The organism is Thiocapsa imhoffii (assembly GCF_016583985.1).
Lineage (GTDB): Bacteria > Pseudomonadota > Gammaproteobacteria > Chromatiales > Chromatiaceae > Thiocapsa > Thiocapsa imhoffii.
Genome location: NZ_NRSD01000015.1, coordinates 70,478 through 86,985 on the forward strand (window position 1 = coordinate 70,478; position 16,508 = coordinate 86,985).

The 16,508-nt window shown below is 65.0% G+C and carries 15 protein-coding genes; 13 read left to right on the plus strand and 2 right to left on the minus strand.

Translation table 11 applies throughout. From position 1 onward, the window contains the following. Positions 1–47: 47 nt before the first annotated feature. From CKO25_RS14010 to ubiG, 7 genes are all read left to right on the plus strand, one after another. Complete coding sequence (locus CKO25_RS14010; RefSeq protein WP_242467620.1) at positions 48–848, plus strand: ComF family protein; 801 nt, start codon at positions 48–50, stop codon at positions 846–848. A 91-nt stretch (positions 849–939) separates the two neighbouring features. Continuing rightward, positions 940–2,412 carry an erythromycin esterase family protein gene (locus CKO25_RS14015; RefSeq protein ID WP_200388565.1) on the plus strand — a complete coding sequence of 491 codons (1,473 nt, stop codon included), beginning with the start codon at positions 940–942 and terminating at the stop codon, positions 2,410–2,412. A 273-nt stretch (positions 2,413–2,685) separates the two neighbouring features. After that, positions 2,686–3,147 carry a c-type cytochrome gene (locus CKO25_RS14020; protein ID WP_200388566.1) on the plus strand — a complete coding sequence of 154 codons (462 nt, stop codon included), beginning with the start codon at positions 2,686–2,688 and terminating at the stop codon, positions 3,145–3,147. A 68-nt stretch (positions 3,148–3,215) separates the two neighbouring features. Next, positions 3,216–3,998 (plus strand): HAD family hydrolase, encoded by a 783-nt coding sequence (locus tag CKO25_RS14025; RefSeq protein ID WP_200388567.1) that lies wholly within the window; start codon positions 3,216–3,218, stop codon positions 3,996–3,998. A 9-nt stretch (positions 3,999–4,007) separates the two neighbouring features. Beyond that, the gene (locus tag CKO25_RS14030; RefSeq protein ID WP_200388568.1) at positions 4,008–5,210 is read left to right on the plus strand and encodes an aminotransferase class I/II-fold pyridoxal phosphate-dependent enzyme; all 1,203 of its coding nucleotides are present in this window, start codon (positions 4,008–4,010) and stop codon (positions 5,208–5,210) included. Between the two features lie 3 nt (positions 5,211–5,213). Continuing rightward, complete coding sequence (gene zapE / locus CKO25_RS14035; protein WP_200388569.1) at positions 5,214–6,302, plus strand: cell division protein ZapE; 1,089 nt, start codon at positions 5,214–5,216, stop codon at positions 6,300–6,302. A gap of 97 nt (positions 6,303–6,399) precedes the next feature. Next, the gene (gene ubiG, locus CKO25_RS14040) at positions 6,400–7,155 is read left to right on the plus strand and encodes a bifunctional 2-polyprenyl-6-hydroxyphenol methylase/3-demethylubiquinol 3-O-methyltransferase UbiG (RefSeq protein ID WP_200388570.1); all 756 of its coding nucleotides are present in this window, start codon (positions 6,400–6,402) and stop codon (positions 7,153–7,155) included. Positions 7,156–7,182: 27 nt separating this feature from the next. Here ubiG and CKO25_RS14045 read toward each other — a convergent pair whose 3' ends face one another. Both CKO25_RS14045 and CKO25_RS14050 read right to left on the minus strand, forming a co-directional pair. Continuing rightward, positions 7,183–8,319 (minus strand): aminotransferase class V-fold PLP-dependent enzyme, encoded by a 1,137-nt coding sequence (locus tag CKO25_RS14045; RefSeq protein ID WP_200388608.1) that lies wholly within the window; start codon positions 8,317–8,319, stop codon positions 7,183–7,185. 5 nt (positions 8,320–8,324) lie between these two features. Further along, positions 8,325–10,043, minus strand: a complete 1,719-nt coding sequence (locus CKO25_RS14050; protein ID WP_200388571.1) for a L,D-transpeptidase family protein — start codon at positions 10,041–10,043, stop codon at positions 8,325–8,327. A gap of 322 nt (positions 10,044–10,365) precedes the next feature. Between CKO25_RS14050 and mdoH the strand changes: the two genes are divergently transcribed. The 6 genes from mdoH to CKO25_RS14080 are packed head-to-tail and all read left to right on the plus strand — an operon-like array spanning position 10,366 to position 16,496. Then, positions 10,366–12,228: a glucans biosynthesis glucosyltransferase MdoH gene (gene mdoH, locus CKO25_RS14055; RefSeq protein WP_242467621.1), complete on the plus strand. Its 1,863-nt coding sequence runs from the start codon at positions 10,366–10,368 to the stop codon at positions 12,226–12,228. A gap of 15 nt (positions 12,229–12,243) precedes the next feature. Then, a complete protein-coding gene (locus CKO25_RS14060; RefSeq protein WP_200388572.1) occupies positions 12,244–13,083 on the plus strand; it encodes an FkbM family methyltransferase in 840 nt (279 codons plus the stop codon). Further along, positions 13,080–14,105, plus strand: coding sequence for a zinc-dependent alcohol dehydrogenase (locus CKO25_RS14065; RefSeq protein ID WP_200388573.1), 1,026 nt, complete (start codon positions 13,080–13,082; stop codon positions 14,103–14,105). Before CKO25_RS14060 ends, CKO25_RS14065 begins: the two co-directional genes overlap by 4 nt. Before the next feature lie 54 nt (positions 14,106–14,159). Next, positions 14,160–14,570 carry a 6-pyruvoyl trahydropterin synthase family protein gene (locus CKO25_RS14070; protein ID WP_200388574.1) on the plus strand — a complete coding sequence of 137 codons (411 nt, stop codon included), beginning with the start codon at positions 14,160–14,162 and terminating at the stop codon, positions 14,568–14,570. Positions 14,571–14,572: 2 nt separating this feature from the next. Then, complete coding sequence (locus tag CKO25_RS14075) at positions 14,573–15,637, plus strand: glycosyltransferase family 4 protein (protein WP_200388575.1); 1,065 nt, start codon at positions 14,573–14,575, stop codon at positions 15,635–15,637. Continuing rightward, a complete protein-coding gene (locus CKO25_RS14080; RefSeq protein ID WP_200388576.1) occupies positions 15,630–16,496 on the plus strand; it encodes a class I SAM-dependent methyltransferase in 867 nt (288 codons plus the stop codon). Before CKO25_RS14075 ends, CKO25_RS14080 begins: the two co-directional genes overlap by 8 nt. Positions 16,497–16,508: the final 12 nt, after the last annotated feature.

A 16,508-nucleotide genomic window follows, 5' to 3' on the forward strand; every position in this document is an offset into this window, starting at 1 on the left:
GGGCATAAAGGGGTCTATCCTAGAGTGCGTGAGAGGCTTGTCAACCGATGTTCAACGCGAATTCCGGGTCAGGACCACCACGTTGGCCGGCCGCGCCGAGTAACCGGGACCGGCGGTGGGAGCGCCTCCTCGCGCTATTCTTTCCACCGACCTGTATCCTTTGCGGGGCGCCGGCGCGTGAACCACATCAGGCTGAGCTGGCATCACCGCAGGGCGGGGGCGGGCGCGATCTCTGCGCCGGCTGCGCGGCGGAGCTGCCAAGCACGCTCTGGAGTTGTGCTCAATGTGCGATCCCACTGGACCACCCGGTGTCGCCCGGGGGGCGTTGCGGAACCTGTCAGCAGCATCCACCACCGTTCGACCTCAGCCTTGCGGCCTTCCGCTACGAAGGGCCGGTCGCCTCACTGGTGGTCGACGCCAAGTTTCGTGGGCGCCTCAACGTGGTGCGACTCCTCGGACAATGTCTGGCGGAGCGGATCCTCGCAGTCGATCCGCCGCGCCCTGAGGTCCTGCTGCCGGTGCCACTGCATGCGGCACGTCTGCGCGGGCGCGGTTACAATCAGGCGCTGGAAATCGCCCGGGTGGTCGCTCGGCGGCTGGACCTGCCACTCGCTGTGAACGCCTGTCGGCGACTCACCGCAACGCCGCCGCAGGCCGGTCTCGACGAACGGGCGCGGCGGCGCAACATTCGAGGTGCCTTCCGGGTCGAGGGGGCCGTGCCCTGGAGTCATGTGGCGATTCTCGATGACGTCATGACGACCGGCAGCACTGTCGCCGAGCTCAGTCGCGTCCTGCGGCGTGCCGGCGTTCGTCGCATCCAGATCTGGGCCGTCGCACGGACTCCCTGAGCGGGCGTCGCGGCGCGGGCTTGACCGCAACCCGATGCATGTTCAAGACTGCACCCCATTGAACCGAGACGGTGTGACGGTCTGAGCAGGCATGGGTGCCCGGCGCGCGTCTCAACCAGCGGAGGATCATCCCATCGCATTACCAATCACGGATCAGCGGGCACGACGACCTGCTCAGGCACCCAAGGGATCGACTCGGCGGCGGCTCGGTTGGCTGGTCGGGAGCGGCCTCTGGGTCGCGGCCGGGTTTGCGTTACCGGCCTGCGCGAGCGAGAACAGCGAGGCGAGCCGTGGATTCGAGGATGCGCGCGTCGCCGAGCTGCGGGCCACCGCACGGCCGCTCAAGGAGGCGTCCGACCTCGACCCGCTGATCGAGGCGGCGCGCACGCGGCGTCTCGTCCTGCTGGGTGAGTCCACGCACGGAACGGCGGAATTCTACCGCTGGCGTGACCTCTTGACACGTCGGCTAATCGAGGAGGCCGGATTCCAATTCGTCGCCGTGGAGGGCGATTGGGCATCCATCGAGCTGCTGAACCGCTACGTCAAGGGGTTACCGGGCGCGCCCGCGGATGCGCGCACGGCCATGCTGACCTTCGAGCGCTGGCCGACCTGGATGTGGGCGAACGAGGAGATGCGAGCGCTCGTGGAGTGGATGCGTGCCTACAATGACGCACGGCCACTGGCACAGCGGGTCGGTCTCTACGGCATCGATGTCTATGGCGATGCCCAGGCGCGTCAGACGGTGGTGCGGCTGTTGCGGATCCTGGATCCTGAGCTCGCCCTGGTCGTCAGTGAGCGCTATGCCTGCCTTGACCGCTACGGCGAAGATCCCATCGACTACGCCCGTGCCGTCGCGCGCGGGCAACCCGATTGTGAGGAGGCGGTCGCCGCGGTGGTCGAGCTGATCACCCAACAGCCGTCGCCTTGGGAGGGCCAGGACCCGCGTCTGGCCTTTCAACTGGTCCAGGCCGCGCGCGTGGTGCAAGGCGCGGAGCGTCACTACCGCAAGATGACGCGGCCCGGTCCGGCATCCTGGAACGCACGGGTCGATCACTTCTTCGACACCCTCATTCATGTCAGCGACTATTTTGGACCGCAATCGCGCGGGATCGTCTGGGCACACAACACCCATATCGGCGATGCGCGGGCGACGACCATGGCGCGGCAGGGGCAGCGCAATATTGGTCAACTGACACGCGAGCACCATGGGGCGGAAGACATCTACGCGGTTGGGTTCGGGACCTATCGCGGCACCGTCCTGGCTGGGCGTGAATGGGGAGCACCTGGTGAGGTGATGAGCATCCCGGCAGCCGCCCCGGGGAGTTTCGAGGACCTGCTCGAACGGACCGGGCTGACGGATCTCCTGTTGCTGCTCGATGACAGCGCGCTCCAGGAGCCGTTGCGGGAAAGGCTCGACCACCGCGCGATCGGTGTCGTCTTCGACCCAGAACACGAGCGCACTCGCAATTACGTTCCGACGCGCATGACCGAGCGCTATGACGCCTTCATCCATCTCGCTCGGACTCGTGCCCTTGAGCCGTTGCAAGAGACAGGGGTGGACTGACCCGGTGCATCGGCTATACTGACTCACTCGTTTGTCTGGTGCATAACGGCCAATGCCGAGCGTCCCTCGCGCGCACTGCCCCAACCAGACACCGCGAACCCCTGAAGACCGCCACGCGTTGAAGACCGATCGCACCATCCCGCGATCATCCCCATCCCGATCGATCCGTCACGCCCGCTCGCCGCGGCGTGTCGATGGCTCTGGAATCCACCGTTGTGAACCCCAACGTGTGGAAAGTCTTTGGGACCTACACTGTCAATGGAGATCATCCACATGCAACGCATCATCGCCAGCTCCCTGCTCGGGGTCTTCGCCCTTGGTATTGCCAGCACCGCCACCGCCGACTTAACCCCGGAGGAACAGATCCGATTCCGCCAGGCCGGCTACAGCTTCATGTCCTGGAACATGGGCCGGATCAAGTCGAACCTCGATGGCAATTACAATCCTGAGCAGGTCGCGGCCGCGGCCAACGCGATCAATGCCATCGCCACCTCGGGCATGGGGTCACTCTTTGGCCCAGGGACCGATCGCAACGTCGGCAACGTCAAGACGCGCGTGAAGCCGGAATTCTTCGACAACCTCGATGATGTCGCCGTGATCGCTGGAAACTTCGTTGCCGCGACCAACGCCTTGGCCGCCGCCGCGAATGCCGGTGACGAGATCGAAGTCTCGACCACCTTCGGTGAGGTCGGTCAGGCTTGTAAGGCGTGCCACGACAAATACCGCGCCGACTAAACCGGCGCACGTTCGACCCGCGATCGGGCCGCCAATCCAGGCGGCCTGTTTGGTAGAGGACGACCCGCTTGACATCCCTTCTCAAGGCACTGATCTTCGACGTCGATGGCACCCTCGCCGATACCGAGCGCGATGGTCATCGACCCGCTTTCAACGCCGCCTTCGCTGATGCCGGTCTCGACTGGCACTGGGATGTCGCGCGTTATGGACAACTCCTGCGGGTCACCGGTGGTAAGGAACGCATCGCCACCTTCCTTGCCGAGGAGCAGATCCAGCTCGATCCCACAGTGGATCGCGACCGCTTCATCGCTGACCTTCACCGCGCCAAGACCAGACACTATGTTGCGTTGCTCGAACAGGGCGCGATTCCGCTACGCCCGGGTGTCCTGCGGCTGCTACGGGAGGCACGGAACGCGGGTGTACGCCTGGCGATCGCGACCACGACCACCCCCGAGAATGTGAGGGTCCTGCTTGAGTATGCGGGAGAGCCAAGGCTCGGGGACTGGTTTGAGGTGATTGCGGCGGGTGATGTGGTGCCGCATAAGAAGCCCGCGCCCGACATCTTCACCTTGGCATTGTCCGAACTCGGTCTCGATGCCGCGGACTGTCTCGCCGTGGAGGATTCCGATAACGGCGTGCGCTCGGCGCAGGCAGCCGGCCTGCGGAGCATCCTGGTCACGGTGAACGCCTACACCCAAGATCAAGACTTCGGCGCTGCCCCATTGATCGTCAATCACCTCGGTGATCCTGGTCAGCCCGCGCGGGCCCTCGCCGGTGAGCTGGGGAATCGATCGCTGGTGGATCTCACCGTCCTCGATCGGCTTCACCGCGCGGCCTGGTCTAGCGCCTGAGTGGCGGCGATGGTGACGAGCGTGCCGGCGAGCCGGCTCTCCCGACAGGCTCGCGCGGTGGCCCCTTTCCATGTGATGCGCCTCCTCGCGCGCGCGGGAGAACTCGAGCGGGCAGGACGCACGGTGATCCACCTGGAGGTCGGTGAACCGGATTTTCCGACGCCTGCCCCGATTCTGGATGCCGCGCGACAGGCGCTCACACATGGGCAGGTCCGCTATACCCCGGCCGCCGGGTTGCCGAGTCTGCGCCAGGCCGTGGCGGACTATTATGGTGATCGCGACGATCTGGACGTGAGCGCGTCGCGAATACTGATGACACCGGGTGCCTCCGGGGCCCTGCAGTTGGTGTTTCTCGCCTTGTTGGAGGCGGGCGATCAGGTGATCCTCTGCGACCCATCCTATCCCTGCTATCGGCAAATGTTGGGGCTGATGGGAGTCGAGCCGGTCGCGCTGCCCGTGGGTCCCGACACGGATTATCAACTGACGGTTGCTCAGGCCGCGCGAGCCTGGACCTCGCGCGTGCGTGCGGTACTGGTTGCCTCGCCCGCGAACCCGACCGGGTCATCGATCGCGCCGGATCAGTTGGCGGCTTTGCATCAGCTCTGTCGGGAGCGTGGCGCGGCCCTGATCGTCGATGAGATCTATCAGGGGCTCACCTATCCCGACACGGACGGTGCCGCCCCCGAGCGCGGCGCCCTCGCGCTTGGCACCTCGGAACTCTATGTCATCAACAGTTTTTCGAAATATTTCGGCATGACGGGCTGGCGTTTGGGCTGGCTCGTGGGGCCAGAGGACGCGGTCGAGGTCATGGATCGTATCGCCCAGAATCTGTTCATCGCCGCCAGCACGCCCGCGCAACAGGCGGCGCTCGCGGCCTTCGATCCAGCGACCCGTGCCATCCTGGAAACCCGTCGCGCGGCCTTTCAGCGTCGTCGCGACCGGCTCCTGCCGGCGCTGCGTGAACTGGGTTTTGCCATTCCCCGAATCCCAACAGGTGCCTTTTATCTCTACGCGCGCCTGCCCGAGCAACTCGGTCTGGACTCGATGACGCTTGCAACTCGCGCGCTTGAAGAGGCCGGTGTCGCACTGACACCTGGGCAGGATTTCGGTCACCATGAGGCCGCGTCACACGTTCGCTTTGCCTATACACGCGCGAGCGCGGAGCTCGATGTCGCGATCCAACGTCTGCGGACCTGGTTTGCGGGGTTGTAAGTGATGAGCACCTTCATTCCCTTGGATGCCGCGCAACAAGAGGCGAGTGAACGACTCTTGGAGATCCATCAGGCACTCAGCGCGACGGCGACGACAACCCCGGGTCGCGTTGGGTTCATCGGACAGTGGCGTACTCGACTGAGGCAAGGCGCGGTCCGGCCACCACCGGTGAAGGGCCTCTATCTCTGGGGCGATGTCGGACGGGGCAAGACCTATCTGATGGACTGGTTTGCTCGAGACTTGGAGCTTGCTGGCAAGCGACGGGTGCATTTTCATCACTTCATTCGCGATGTCCACGATCGTCTGTCGCGGCTGCCGAAACAGCCTGACCCACTCGAGGTGATCGCCCAGGATCTGTGCTCCGAAACGCGCGTGCTCTGCCTCGATGAATTCTTAGTCACGGACATCACCGATGCCATGATCCTCCACGGACTTCTGCGAGCTCTCTTCGCCCGTGGTATCACGCTCATCACGACCGCGAACACCCGCCCCGAGGAGCTCTATCGGAACGGACTCCAGCGCCAGCGCTTTCTCCCCGCGATCGAGTTGCTCCAGCGCCATACTCAGGTGTTCGAGCTCGATGGTGGCCGTGACTATCGGCTGCGCGCCCTGACTCGCGGGGGTGTCTTCTTCGTGATCGACGCGGTTGCTCCCGCGGCCACGGAGCAGGCACTCAGCACCTATTTCGAGCAACTCACGGGTGGGCACACGGATGGATCCGGATCGCAGCTCACCGTTAACGGCCGCTCCATCCCCATGCGCCGCGCGGGTGCCGATGTCATCTGGTTCGATTTCGACGCACTCTGCGGCACCCCTCGGTCTGCGGCCGATTACATCGAGATCGCGCGCGAGTTTCACACCCTCTTCCTATCCGACGTGCCCGTTCTGGGGCCCGCACACGAGGCGGCGGCACGGCGCTTCTTGGTGCTGGTCGATGAACTCTACGATCAAGGCGTGAAGCTGATTCTCTCGAGCACTGTCCCGGTCGAGCGACTCTACGCGGGCGGTTTGGTCGACTTTGCCCACGAACGCTTGATCAGTCGCTTGATCGAGATGCAGTCCGAGCGCTATCTCGCCGCCGTTGCCGAGTGATGCCGGAGCGTTGAGCGGCCGTGATCCCGCCTGCATTGCAAAGCATCGCCCAGACCACGATGTCCCCAGAAACCACAGCGGCGAAACGGAGAAGGCCATGAGTGTCGTGCATCTGAGTGACCCCACGATTGACCCGGAAGAGGTCGCTTACTTTGAGCGGCTCGCACACCGATGGTGGGATGCCGAGGGTCCATTCTGGCCCTTGCATCGGCTCAACGCCTTTCGCGTTGAGTACATTCGGCGTCATTTGGCGAGTGCCTTCGCTCGGGATCCCAACGCGCAACGCCCATTCGAGGGCTTGAAGGTCCTGGATATCGGGTGCGGTGGTGGCATCCTGAGCGAGTCCATGGCCGCTCTCGGCGCCCAAGTGACAGGTATCGAGATCACCGAGAAGAACGTGCGCGTGGCGCAGATCCATGCCGAGTGGAGCGGCCTGTCGATCGACTACCGCTTAGTGACGGTCGATGACCTCGCGCGCGCGGGTGAGCAGTTCGATGTGGTGCTGAACATGGAAGTGATCGAGCATGTCGAGCACCTAAACGATTTCCTCATCGACTGTGGCCAGCTGGTACGCCCGGGTGGCGTGATGTTCGTCGCCTCCATCAATCGCACCATCTTGGCCTATCTGATCGCGATCATCGGGGCTGAGTTCGTCCTGCGGTGGTTGCCTCGCGGAACGCATCATTACCGGAAACTGGTTCGCCCTGAGCAGGTCACGACTGTTCTGGGTGCAGACTTCGTGCGTGTCGATCAAACCGGTGTGCGGGTCAATCCATTCGACCGCAGCTTCCATTACACGCGCTCGATGGCCGTCAATTACATGCTCTTACTCCAGCGTCAGGGGAGCGCATGAGGCCTGGATCGCCGCTGAGTGAGGAGCTCAGGATCGTGCGACCTCGTCGGCGACGATCTGGACCTGTTCGACGGCACGTTCGATGACCTCGAACGGCGTGTAGAAGTGTGGCGAGAATCGAATCCCCCCCCCCCGATGCGCACACAAAACCTGGCGCCGCATCAAGCCGGCATAGAGCCGATCCGCTGCCCGATCGGGAACGCGAAAGGTGACGATTCCCGCGCGTTGTGCCGGCGCACGTGGGCTTAAGAGTTCGAAGCCCCGCTGATCGAGACGATCAATCAAGAATTCGGTGCGCCGCTGCAGGTCATCCCAGACCCGGGTCATGGAAACCTCCTCGAGCAGGGACAGACTGGCTTCCAGTGCATGGACGCCGAGTTGATTGGGGCTGCCGCATTCGAAGCGGCGAGCATCCGTGGCCGGCTCCCACTGGCGACGTTCGAAATTGCCGGAGTCTTGGAGCATGTGCCAGCCGAATTGGTGGAGGGTCAAGGTGGGGCGTAAGAGCGGGTTGACGTACAACAGGGCGACCCCCTCGGGGCCGAGCATCCACTTGTGCCCGTCCGCAACCACGAAGTCCACGCCACTGGCGATGAGATTGCCGGGGCAGGCGCCGAGTCCCTGAATCGCGTCGACACAGAGTAAGACACCCTGGTTTCGGCACCAAGCACCGAGTCGCTCGAGATCCAGTCTGCGCCCGCGCGCATACTGCACCCAACTGATCGCGATCATGCGAGTGCGCTCCCCACAGAGCCCGATGAGCTCGGCTTCCGGATCCTGCGAGCGCTCTAGGTCGAGCGCGACCCAGCGGACCCCGTGGCGTCGCAGTGACTCCCAAACCACGCGATTGGATGGAAACTCCTGCGCGATGCCGACGACCTCGTCACCCTCCTGCCAAGCGCAGCCGTGCGCAATGATGGAGAGTGCCTCGGAGGTGTTCTTCGCGAGCGCGATGTCATCAGGCGATGCCGCACCGATCAGCCGTGCAAGCCGTTCTCGCAGCCGCGTCTCAACGCTCAGCCAGTCGCTGTAGCGCAGCGAGCCGAGGCGTGCGTTCTCCTCGGCGAACCGCGCGATGGCCGCGACCGTGCGCGCCGGCCAGGGGCCGACCGCGGCATGGTTGAGATGACAGAGTTCCGGATCGAGTGGGAACTCGCTCGTCAGCATCGTCACCCTTCCTGCTCGACCGCCGGTGTGGGCGCATCCATTCGTGCCTGGGGTGACGATGGCGCCGCCGGATCGGCAGGGGCTGAATCAGTGTCCCGCTTGGCTTCGACTGGCTCGGGGCGCGGCGGTGTCGGTGTCGGTGTCGAGACGGGCTGGGGTGGCGGCGATGGCTCCGCACGCTCAACGGGATCAGGCGCCTCGACCCTCGAGCGAGGGGCTGCCGGAGGCGTGACGACCGCCGCGGCCGCAGGCGCGGTCTCGGGTGGTGATTGTTGAGCCGCCGCGGCATCGCTGGATGTCGCAGGCAGACTCGCCGGCGCCGCGGGGGTGTTGAGTGGTGCCGGCCGCTCCGTCACCGCCGGTGGGGCGACAAGGCTTGGGGACTGCGCCCGGCGGTCCGCGGCCCCATCCGTGGGTGACGGGTTCTGATCGCCCTGCGCCGCGTTGGTGGTGGCGGCGGTGGTGTCGTTGGCGGACCCGGTCGCGCTCGGCACCGCGACCGGTTCGCTCGCCGAGGTGGTTACGGGTAAGTCGGTCCGAGCCGAGCCCGGGACGTCCGCCGCGATCCCTGCGGTAGCCTCAGGTGCGACACTTGGGGATGCCTCGTCAGCCGCTCGCGTTGGCGCCGCAGCCTGGCTTGAGGAATGCTCGCTCGTTGGGTCCGGGGCGGAGATTGGGGTTTGTGCGGCCTGGGATGCGGGAGCGGGTGCGACGATTGCGCCAGACAGTGCCGACTGCCGCGGCGAGGTGGCCTGAGCTGAGATCGCGGGTGTCGCCGAGGGTGTCGGGGCAGGGTTGTGTGCAATCTGTTCGGCCACCGTTTGCGCCGATCGCCTTGGCGAGGCGTCGCGGGTCTCTGGTGCAGGCTCGGCACTCGTTTGCTCGGCCTCGCGCGCTTCGGCCGCTGCTTGCTGTTCGGCGAGACGTTGCTGGGCCGCCTCGCGCGCCGCCCGTTGTGCCGCCGCGACCCGCAGTTGCTCGGCATAATCCCCATAATCGGGTCCGGACCCGACGACCGTGACCTCGGTGCCATTGGCCACGTGCTGGAAGAGCACGGGTGCGAGCGCATCGGGAAGGCGGATGCAGCCGTGCGATGCCGGCTGCCCAGGGCGCGGAATCGGCCCAGCGTGCAGGCCGATCCCATCGTAGGTCAGGCGCATGAAGTAGGGCATGTTCGCCCCGACGAAGCGTGCGCCCGAGGGAACTGGATCGCGACCCACCTTCACGTTCGATTTGACGACCTGATTGCCTCTGACGAATTTTCCGTAAAGGTTCGAGCGCTTTTCGGCCACCTTTTCCATCACCGTGAAGCGCCCGATCGGCGTCGGATGATTGGGCAAGCCGGTTGCGATGGTGCTCCAGCCGACCTCCTCGCCGTCGACGAAGAAGCGCGCCTTCTGCGCGTCGGTATCGATGAGGATGCGCGAGAGCGGTCGCCCGTCGCCTTGCCATTCATAGAGCTTCGAGGGCTTGGCGGATGACGCATCAGCGGCGAGGGCCTCCTCGGTTGCGGACGGCGGCTCCATATCGCCGATGACATCGGCCTCGTCCATCTCCACTGACGGCTCGGACTGGGTGAGAAAGCGGCTCAAATCGGTCTTGCTGGCCACGCTCGACAACTGTGCGCAGGCGCTCAGCGAGAGCACGAGCAGTGTCATGGCAAGGAGGCGCGAATAGCGCAGCAAGAGTCGGGTCGACCCATGTTGATCAGTAAGATTCATAGCGACTCGGATTCGTTGATGGTCAGCAGCGCCGTCGTGAGGCGACGCACGAGGAGGTCTGCACTGGCTGTTAAGAATAACTCGACTGGGACGAGAGGGCACCCCCATCAACTTTTTTTATTGATTTTTCTGCGATTGCACAAACTGTTTGGGTCGGACGATCGCCTGGGCGCATTCCCGAATCGCATCCTGAAGGACTGGCACGACGATGCGCGAATCCGCCCCGAAGCCGTGGAAACATTGAATCGAGTCACCTCATTGCGATGGACCGAGAATCCACGAACCGGCGCCTCGAGTTGAAATCTCTCATCAGGAGTCTTGCATGTTGACAGATGGTCGCCTTGATCGTTCTTCACCGGAGCGCGGGGTGTCGTCCGAGGTGCTGACACAGATCCCCAGCCCATCGCAGATGCGCTGGCGTCGTCTCGTCTTCGCATCCCTGGTCTGCGGCACGGTCGCGGCAGCCATCTTCTTGATGGTGGCGACGCTCTCGATAGGCGGTTTCGATACGCTGGATCTGATCCTGGCCGTCTGTTTCGCGATCACCCTACCCTGGACGGTGATTGGTTTCTGGAACGCGGTGTTCGGACTGACAATGCTCTCCCGACACCGGGACGCGGCGCGCGCCGTCTGCCCGCTCGAGGCTGATCCACCCACGGCGCTGCGACAGACCACGGCGCTGCTCAGTTGCTTGCGCAACGAGGACGCTCAGCGCGTGATGAAGCAACTCGATGTGATGATTCAGGGGCTGGTCGAAGCCGGACAGGCCGAGCGCTTTGCCGTCTTCGTTCTCAGTGACTCCTCCTGGAGTGAGTGCATTGAAGCAGAAGAGCGGATGGTGCAACAGTTACGTGACCGCTGGGCGGGTCGGATGCGCATCCATTATCGACGTCGCCCCGACAACCCAGGCTACAAGGCGGGCAACATCCAGGACTTCATGTCGCGATGGGGCGACCGATTCGATTACGCGGTGGTCCTAGACGCCGATAGCCTGATGTCCACGGATCATATCCTGCGCATGGTTGGCATGATGCAGCGCAATCCCCGTCTGGGCATCCTGCAGAGCCTGATCGTAGGTTTGCCCACGACCAGTGCCTTCGCGCGGATTTTTCAGTTCGGAATGCGACTGGGGATGCGCTCCTACTCGATCGGTAGCGCTTGGTGGCAAGGCGACAGCGGTCCCTACTGGGGCCACAATGCCATCCTGCGCATCGCGCCCTTCCGCGCGCATTGTCAGCTCGCGCCATTATCCGGGCGCGCACCGCTTGGGGGCTGGATCCTGAGTCACGATCAGGTCGAGGCGGTGCTCATGCGTCGTGCGGGCTACGAAGTGCGGGTGCTGCCCGCGGAGAGTGGCAGTTGGGAGGAGAACCCACCGACCCTGATCGAATTCATCCGGCGCGATCTGCGCTGGTGCCAAGGCAACATGCAATACCTGCGTCTGTTGGGCCTACCTGGTGTGCATCGGATCGGTCGTGTTCAGTTGATGCTGGCGATCCTGATGTTCATCGGCTCTCCGGCATGGGTTGCGTTTATGACCCTCGCGGCGCTCCAGATTGGCCGTGGCGTTGAGTCGGGACCACTGTTCGATCCAACCCTGGGGTGGCTGCTGTTTGTCTTCGTTATGACCATGGTGTTCGCGCCGAAACTCGCAACGCTCACGGCCGCGTTGCGTTCGCGAGCGGCGCGGGCACAATTCGGGGGTGGCCCCCGTCTCGTCCTGGGGACTCTTGGTGAGATTCTCTTCTCGACCCTGCTGGCGCCCATCATGGCGCTTGCACACACTCTATTTCTCGGTGGCCTCGTGGCGGGGCGCGCCATTGTTTGGTCCCCGCAACGACGCGACCCCCATCGACTCGGTTTCTGGCAAGCGTTGCACCGCCTCTGGCCGCAGACGCTGTTTGGTCTGGTCGCCTTATTCTGGCTGCTGTCGACCACGTCACTCGCAGTGCTGTTCGTCTCCCCCTTTGTCGCTGGTGCTCTGCTGGCCGTCCCGATCGCCTTGCTGACCGCATGGCCGAGCCTTGGTCTCTGGTTGGCCCAGGTCGGGGCCTGGCGCATCCCCGAGGAATACGATCCACCACCAATGATTCGCCAGCTCGAGCTGCCCGCCGTGCGACCCAGTCGGGAGACGCCGGCGCGGGTCTCCGATGAGATCGCGCTCGATACCCTCGGGCAGGACTGAGCGCGGTCGCGTCTCATGCCGATCCTGATCCCCGAACCCCGAGACGTCGATCCTCCCAAACCCGGACCCGATGGGCGGTGGGCGGGGCTGCGCACGGCGCGCGGTGTGCTGCGTTCCTTATGGATCTACTATGGCCACCGCCGCCGCGCGCGCATGGATCGCTTCTATCGATCTTTTCTCGGACCGGGTGACTTGGCGTTCGACATCGGCAGTCATGTCGGCGATCGCATCGGCTCCTTTCGGCGTCTCGGCGCACGCGTCCTGGCGCTCGAACCTCAGCCCGCACTCGCCCGCACCCTGCGTTGGCTCTATGGCCGCGATCCCTTGGTGCGCATCGAGGTCGCGGCGGTCGGGCGCGTCTCGGGTGAGGCCATCCTGCACCTCAATCGCACCAATCCCACGGTGAGCACGCTCTCGGCCTCCTTCATCGCCGCCGCGCAGGGTAAGCCCGGCTGGCAGGGTCAGTCCTGGGATGATCGTTTGCGGGTGCGGCAAGTCACGCTCGACGACCTGATCGCGGGCCATGGCCTGCCACGCTTCATCAAGATCGATGTGGAAGGGTTCGAGGCCGAAGTACTGGGCGGTCTGAGTCAACCTCCGGCAGCGCTCTCGTTCGAATTCACGACGATCCAAAAAGAGGTCGCGCGGGCCTGCTTGGACGCATGTGACCGACTCGGTTTCACATCCTTCAACGCCGTGTTGGGGGAAGACCACCGGTTCGTGCTGACCTCCTGGGTCGATGCCCACACCATCGGTCAATGGCTCACCGCCCTGCCGCCAGCCGCGAATTCCGGTGACATCTACGCGCGGGCCCCGCGGAGCGCCTCCGCAACCCAGGGACAGGAGGCGTCATGAGCGCTCACGAGATACTCGGCTCTGCCGATCGCCCGCTCCCGCGGTCGCTGAGCAGGGCGCGTGCCTATTGGGTCACCGGTCCGCTGCAGGGTGAACTGCGCACCGAGGACTTGGCCCCGCCGGGGCCGGATGAGGTGCTGGTGCGCACGCTCTTCAGCGGTATCAGCCGGGGCACCGAGGCCCTGATCCTCAGTGGCCAGGTGCCCCCGGGCGAGTACCAATCGATGCGCGCCCCGTTCCAAGCGGGGGAGTTCCCCTGGCCGGTCAAGTATGGCTATTGCAACGTGGGGCGGGTCGAGATCGGCCCGCCCGACTGGCTCGGCCAGACGGTCTTTTGTCTCTACCCCCATCAAACCCGCTATTGCGTCCCCACCAGTGCCTTGCACCGCATCCCGGAACAGGTGCCGCCGGGGCGCGCGGTGCTGGCGGCCAATCTGGAGACCGCGCTCAATGGGCTCTGGGATGCCGCGCCCCGGCTGGGCGATCGCATCGCGGTGATTGGCGCCGGCACCCTGGGGGTGTTGAGCGCCTGGTTGGCATCGCGGATTCCGGGGTGTCAGGTCGAGTTGATCGATCTCAACCCAGGTCGCGCCGAGATCGCCGAACGCTTGGGGCTGGCCTTCGCCACACCCGAGCAGGCCACCGCGGAGGCGGATCTTGTGATCCATGCCAGCGGCAACCCGGCCGGTCTGGATTTGGCGATCACCTTGGCCGCCTTCGAGGCGACCATTCTGGAACTGAGTTGGTTTGGCACGATGCCAGCGACCCTGGCCCTGGGTGGCGCATTCCATGGTCGCCGCCTCACGATTCGATCCTCGCAAGTCGGTCAGATCGCGACCACCCAGCGTGCCCGCTGGGATCACCGCCGACGTCTCGCCTTGGCGTTGCGGTTATTAGACGATGACCGTCTGGAGCACCTGATCAGCGGCGAGGATCACTTCGATGACTTACCCGGTGTATATCCCCGACTCGTGCACGCGCGTGGCGAAACCCTGATGCACCGCATTCGCTACGACCCATGATGCGAGGCGCCCCGACTGGCTTCATTGCCCCAGCCCCTGCTTGAGGACTCACCCATGTTCAGTGTCTCCGTTCGCGATCACATCATGATTGCCCATAGCTTCCGCGGCGCGGTCTTTGGCCCGGCGCAGCGGTTGCATGGAGCCACCTATGTCGTGGATGTTGAGTTTCGTCGGTCGACACTCGACGAGGACGGTCTCGTCGTCGACATCGGTCTTGCGAGTCAAACCCTGCGCTCCGTGCTCGCTGAGTTCGATTATCAGAATCTCGACGAAGTCCCGGCGTTCGCGGGTCAGAACACCACCACGGAATTCCTAGCGCGGGCGATCTTCGAGCGCGTCGTGGCTCAGATCGCCGCCGGCGCGCTCGGTCCCGGCGCCCATGAGCTCGCGTCCTTGCGGGTCTGTTTGAGCGAGTCCCATGTGGCCTGGGCGGCCTATGACGCGGCACTCCCGTCACGCCCTTGACGATGCCCGCGCGGTCGCGACTCTGGTTCCTATACCCAGGGGATCTCGCCACCCCCACGGGTGGCTACGGGTACAATCGGCGCATGATCGAGGGTCTGCGCGGTCTCGATTGGTCGGTCCACTGCCGCGCACTCGATGCCAGCTTCCCCCAACCCTCGGACATGGCCTTGGCCGCGACCGAGCAGGTGCTCGCAACCCTTCCCGACGGGGCACTGGTGGTGATTGACGGGCTCGCGTATGGCGCCATGGCCACGGTCGTCGCCGCTCATCGCCAGCGCGTGCGCCTGATCGCGCTCGTCCATCATCCCCTGGCTTGTGAGACCGGGTTGGACGGCGCGCACGCCGCTCTGCTGCGCCATGAGGAGGCGTGCGCGCTCGGCCATGCCCGCGGAGTGGTAACGACCAGCCCGGCCACGGGGCGCCTGCTGATCGAGGACTATGGCGTCCCCGAGCGACAGCTCGCGATCGTCGAACCCGGGGTCGATCCCGCGCCGCGCGCGCTGGGTTCCGACGGCCCTGGGCTCGCTCTGCTCTGTGTCGCCGCGCTGGTCCCGCGCAAGGGTCACGATCTCCTGCTACGGGCCTTGGCGCCACTGCTTGACCGGCCCTGGTCGCTGACCTGTGTTGGAAGCGGTGATCGTGATCCCGACTGGACGGCCTCCTTGAGCCGGATGACCGATGACCTGGGGCTGCGTCAGCGCGTCCGCTTCACCGGAGCCATCACGGATGCCGCGCTCGCGCAAACCTATCATCAGTCCGACCTCGTGGTTCTTCCAACCCGCATGGAGGGTTATGGCATGGTCCTCACAGAGGCCCTGGCCCGCGCGCTCCCCGTCGTGAGCACCCAGGTTGGCCCCATCGCGGAGATCGTTCCCCCCACGGCGGGCTGTTTGGTCCCACCGAACGACCCGGACGCGCTGCGGGACGTCTTCAGGCAACTCATGGATGAACCCGGATTGCGGGACCGGTTGGCGGTCGGTGCTCGGGTGGAGCGGGCGCGACTGCGGTCCTGGCCGCTGGCCGCCGAGTCCTTCGCAGCTGCCCTGCAGGCCCTCGCGCATGGGTGAGTTCAGCGCCGCCTGGCTTGCGTTGCGTGCCGCGGCGGATCAACGGTCCCGGGCCACGGATCTCATTGCGCCCCTGCGTGACCTGTGTGCGCGCCAGGCTACGATTCGTGTCTTGGATCTGGGCTGTGGCACAGGGGCCAACATGCGCGTGTTGGCCCCTGTGCTCGGTGGCGTCCAAGCCTGGCGCGGGGTCGATGCGGACCGCTCGCTCTTGGCCTGTTGCGACCTGGAGACTCGTCGCTGGGCCGCGGCCATGGGCTACCACTGGGATCCTGTTCGCCGCTGTGCGCGGGGCCAGACACCGCCGTTCGAATGCGCGCTGCGCACCCATGCGGCTGATTTGACCGCGGGACCCGATGTTCTGCCGCTTGCGCACAGCGACCTCGTCACCGCCTCCGCATTGCTCGATCTGGTGTCGGAGGCGTGGCTCTCGCGGCTCGTCAGCGCCTGCGCACAACGAGGACTCCCGATGTTGTTCGTGCTTACCTATGACGGTCGCATCACCTTTGATCCCGTCGATGAGTTGGATCACACCCTGGTCGAACTCGTCAATCAACATCAGGGGCGCGATAAGGGCTTTGGCCCGGCGCTCGGCCCTGCTGCCGTGGGCCGACTCGAGGCACTTGCGAACCGCTTCGGTTACCAGGTCCAGGCGCGGCGCAGCGATTGGCAACTCGGAGCAGGGGATGCGCCCTTGCAGCGTGCCTTGATCCAGGGCTGGTACCAGGCCGCATGCGAGCAGAACCCGGCCGCGGCACCCGCGCTCCAGGCCTGGTGCTCGGCTCGCGAGGAGGCCATCGCGCAAGGACGTTTAGGCATCCTGGTGGGACATCGCGACCAACTCCTGATGCCACTCTGAATCCTCCCCCAC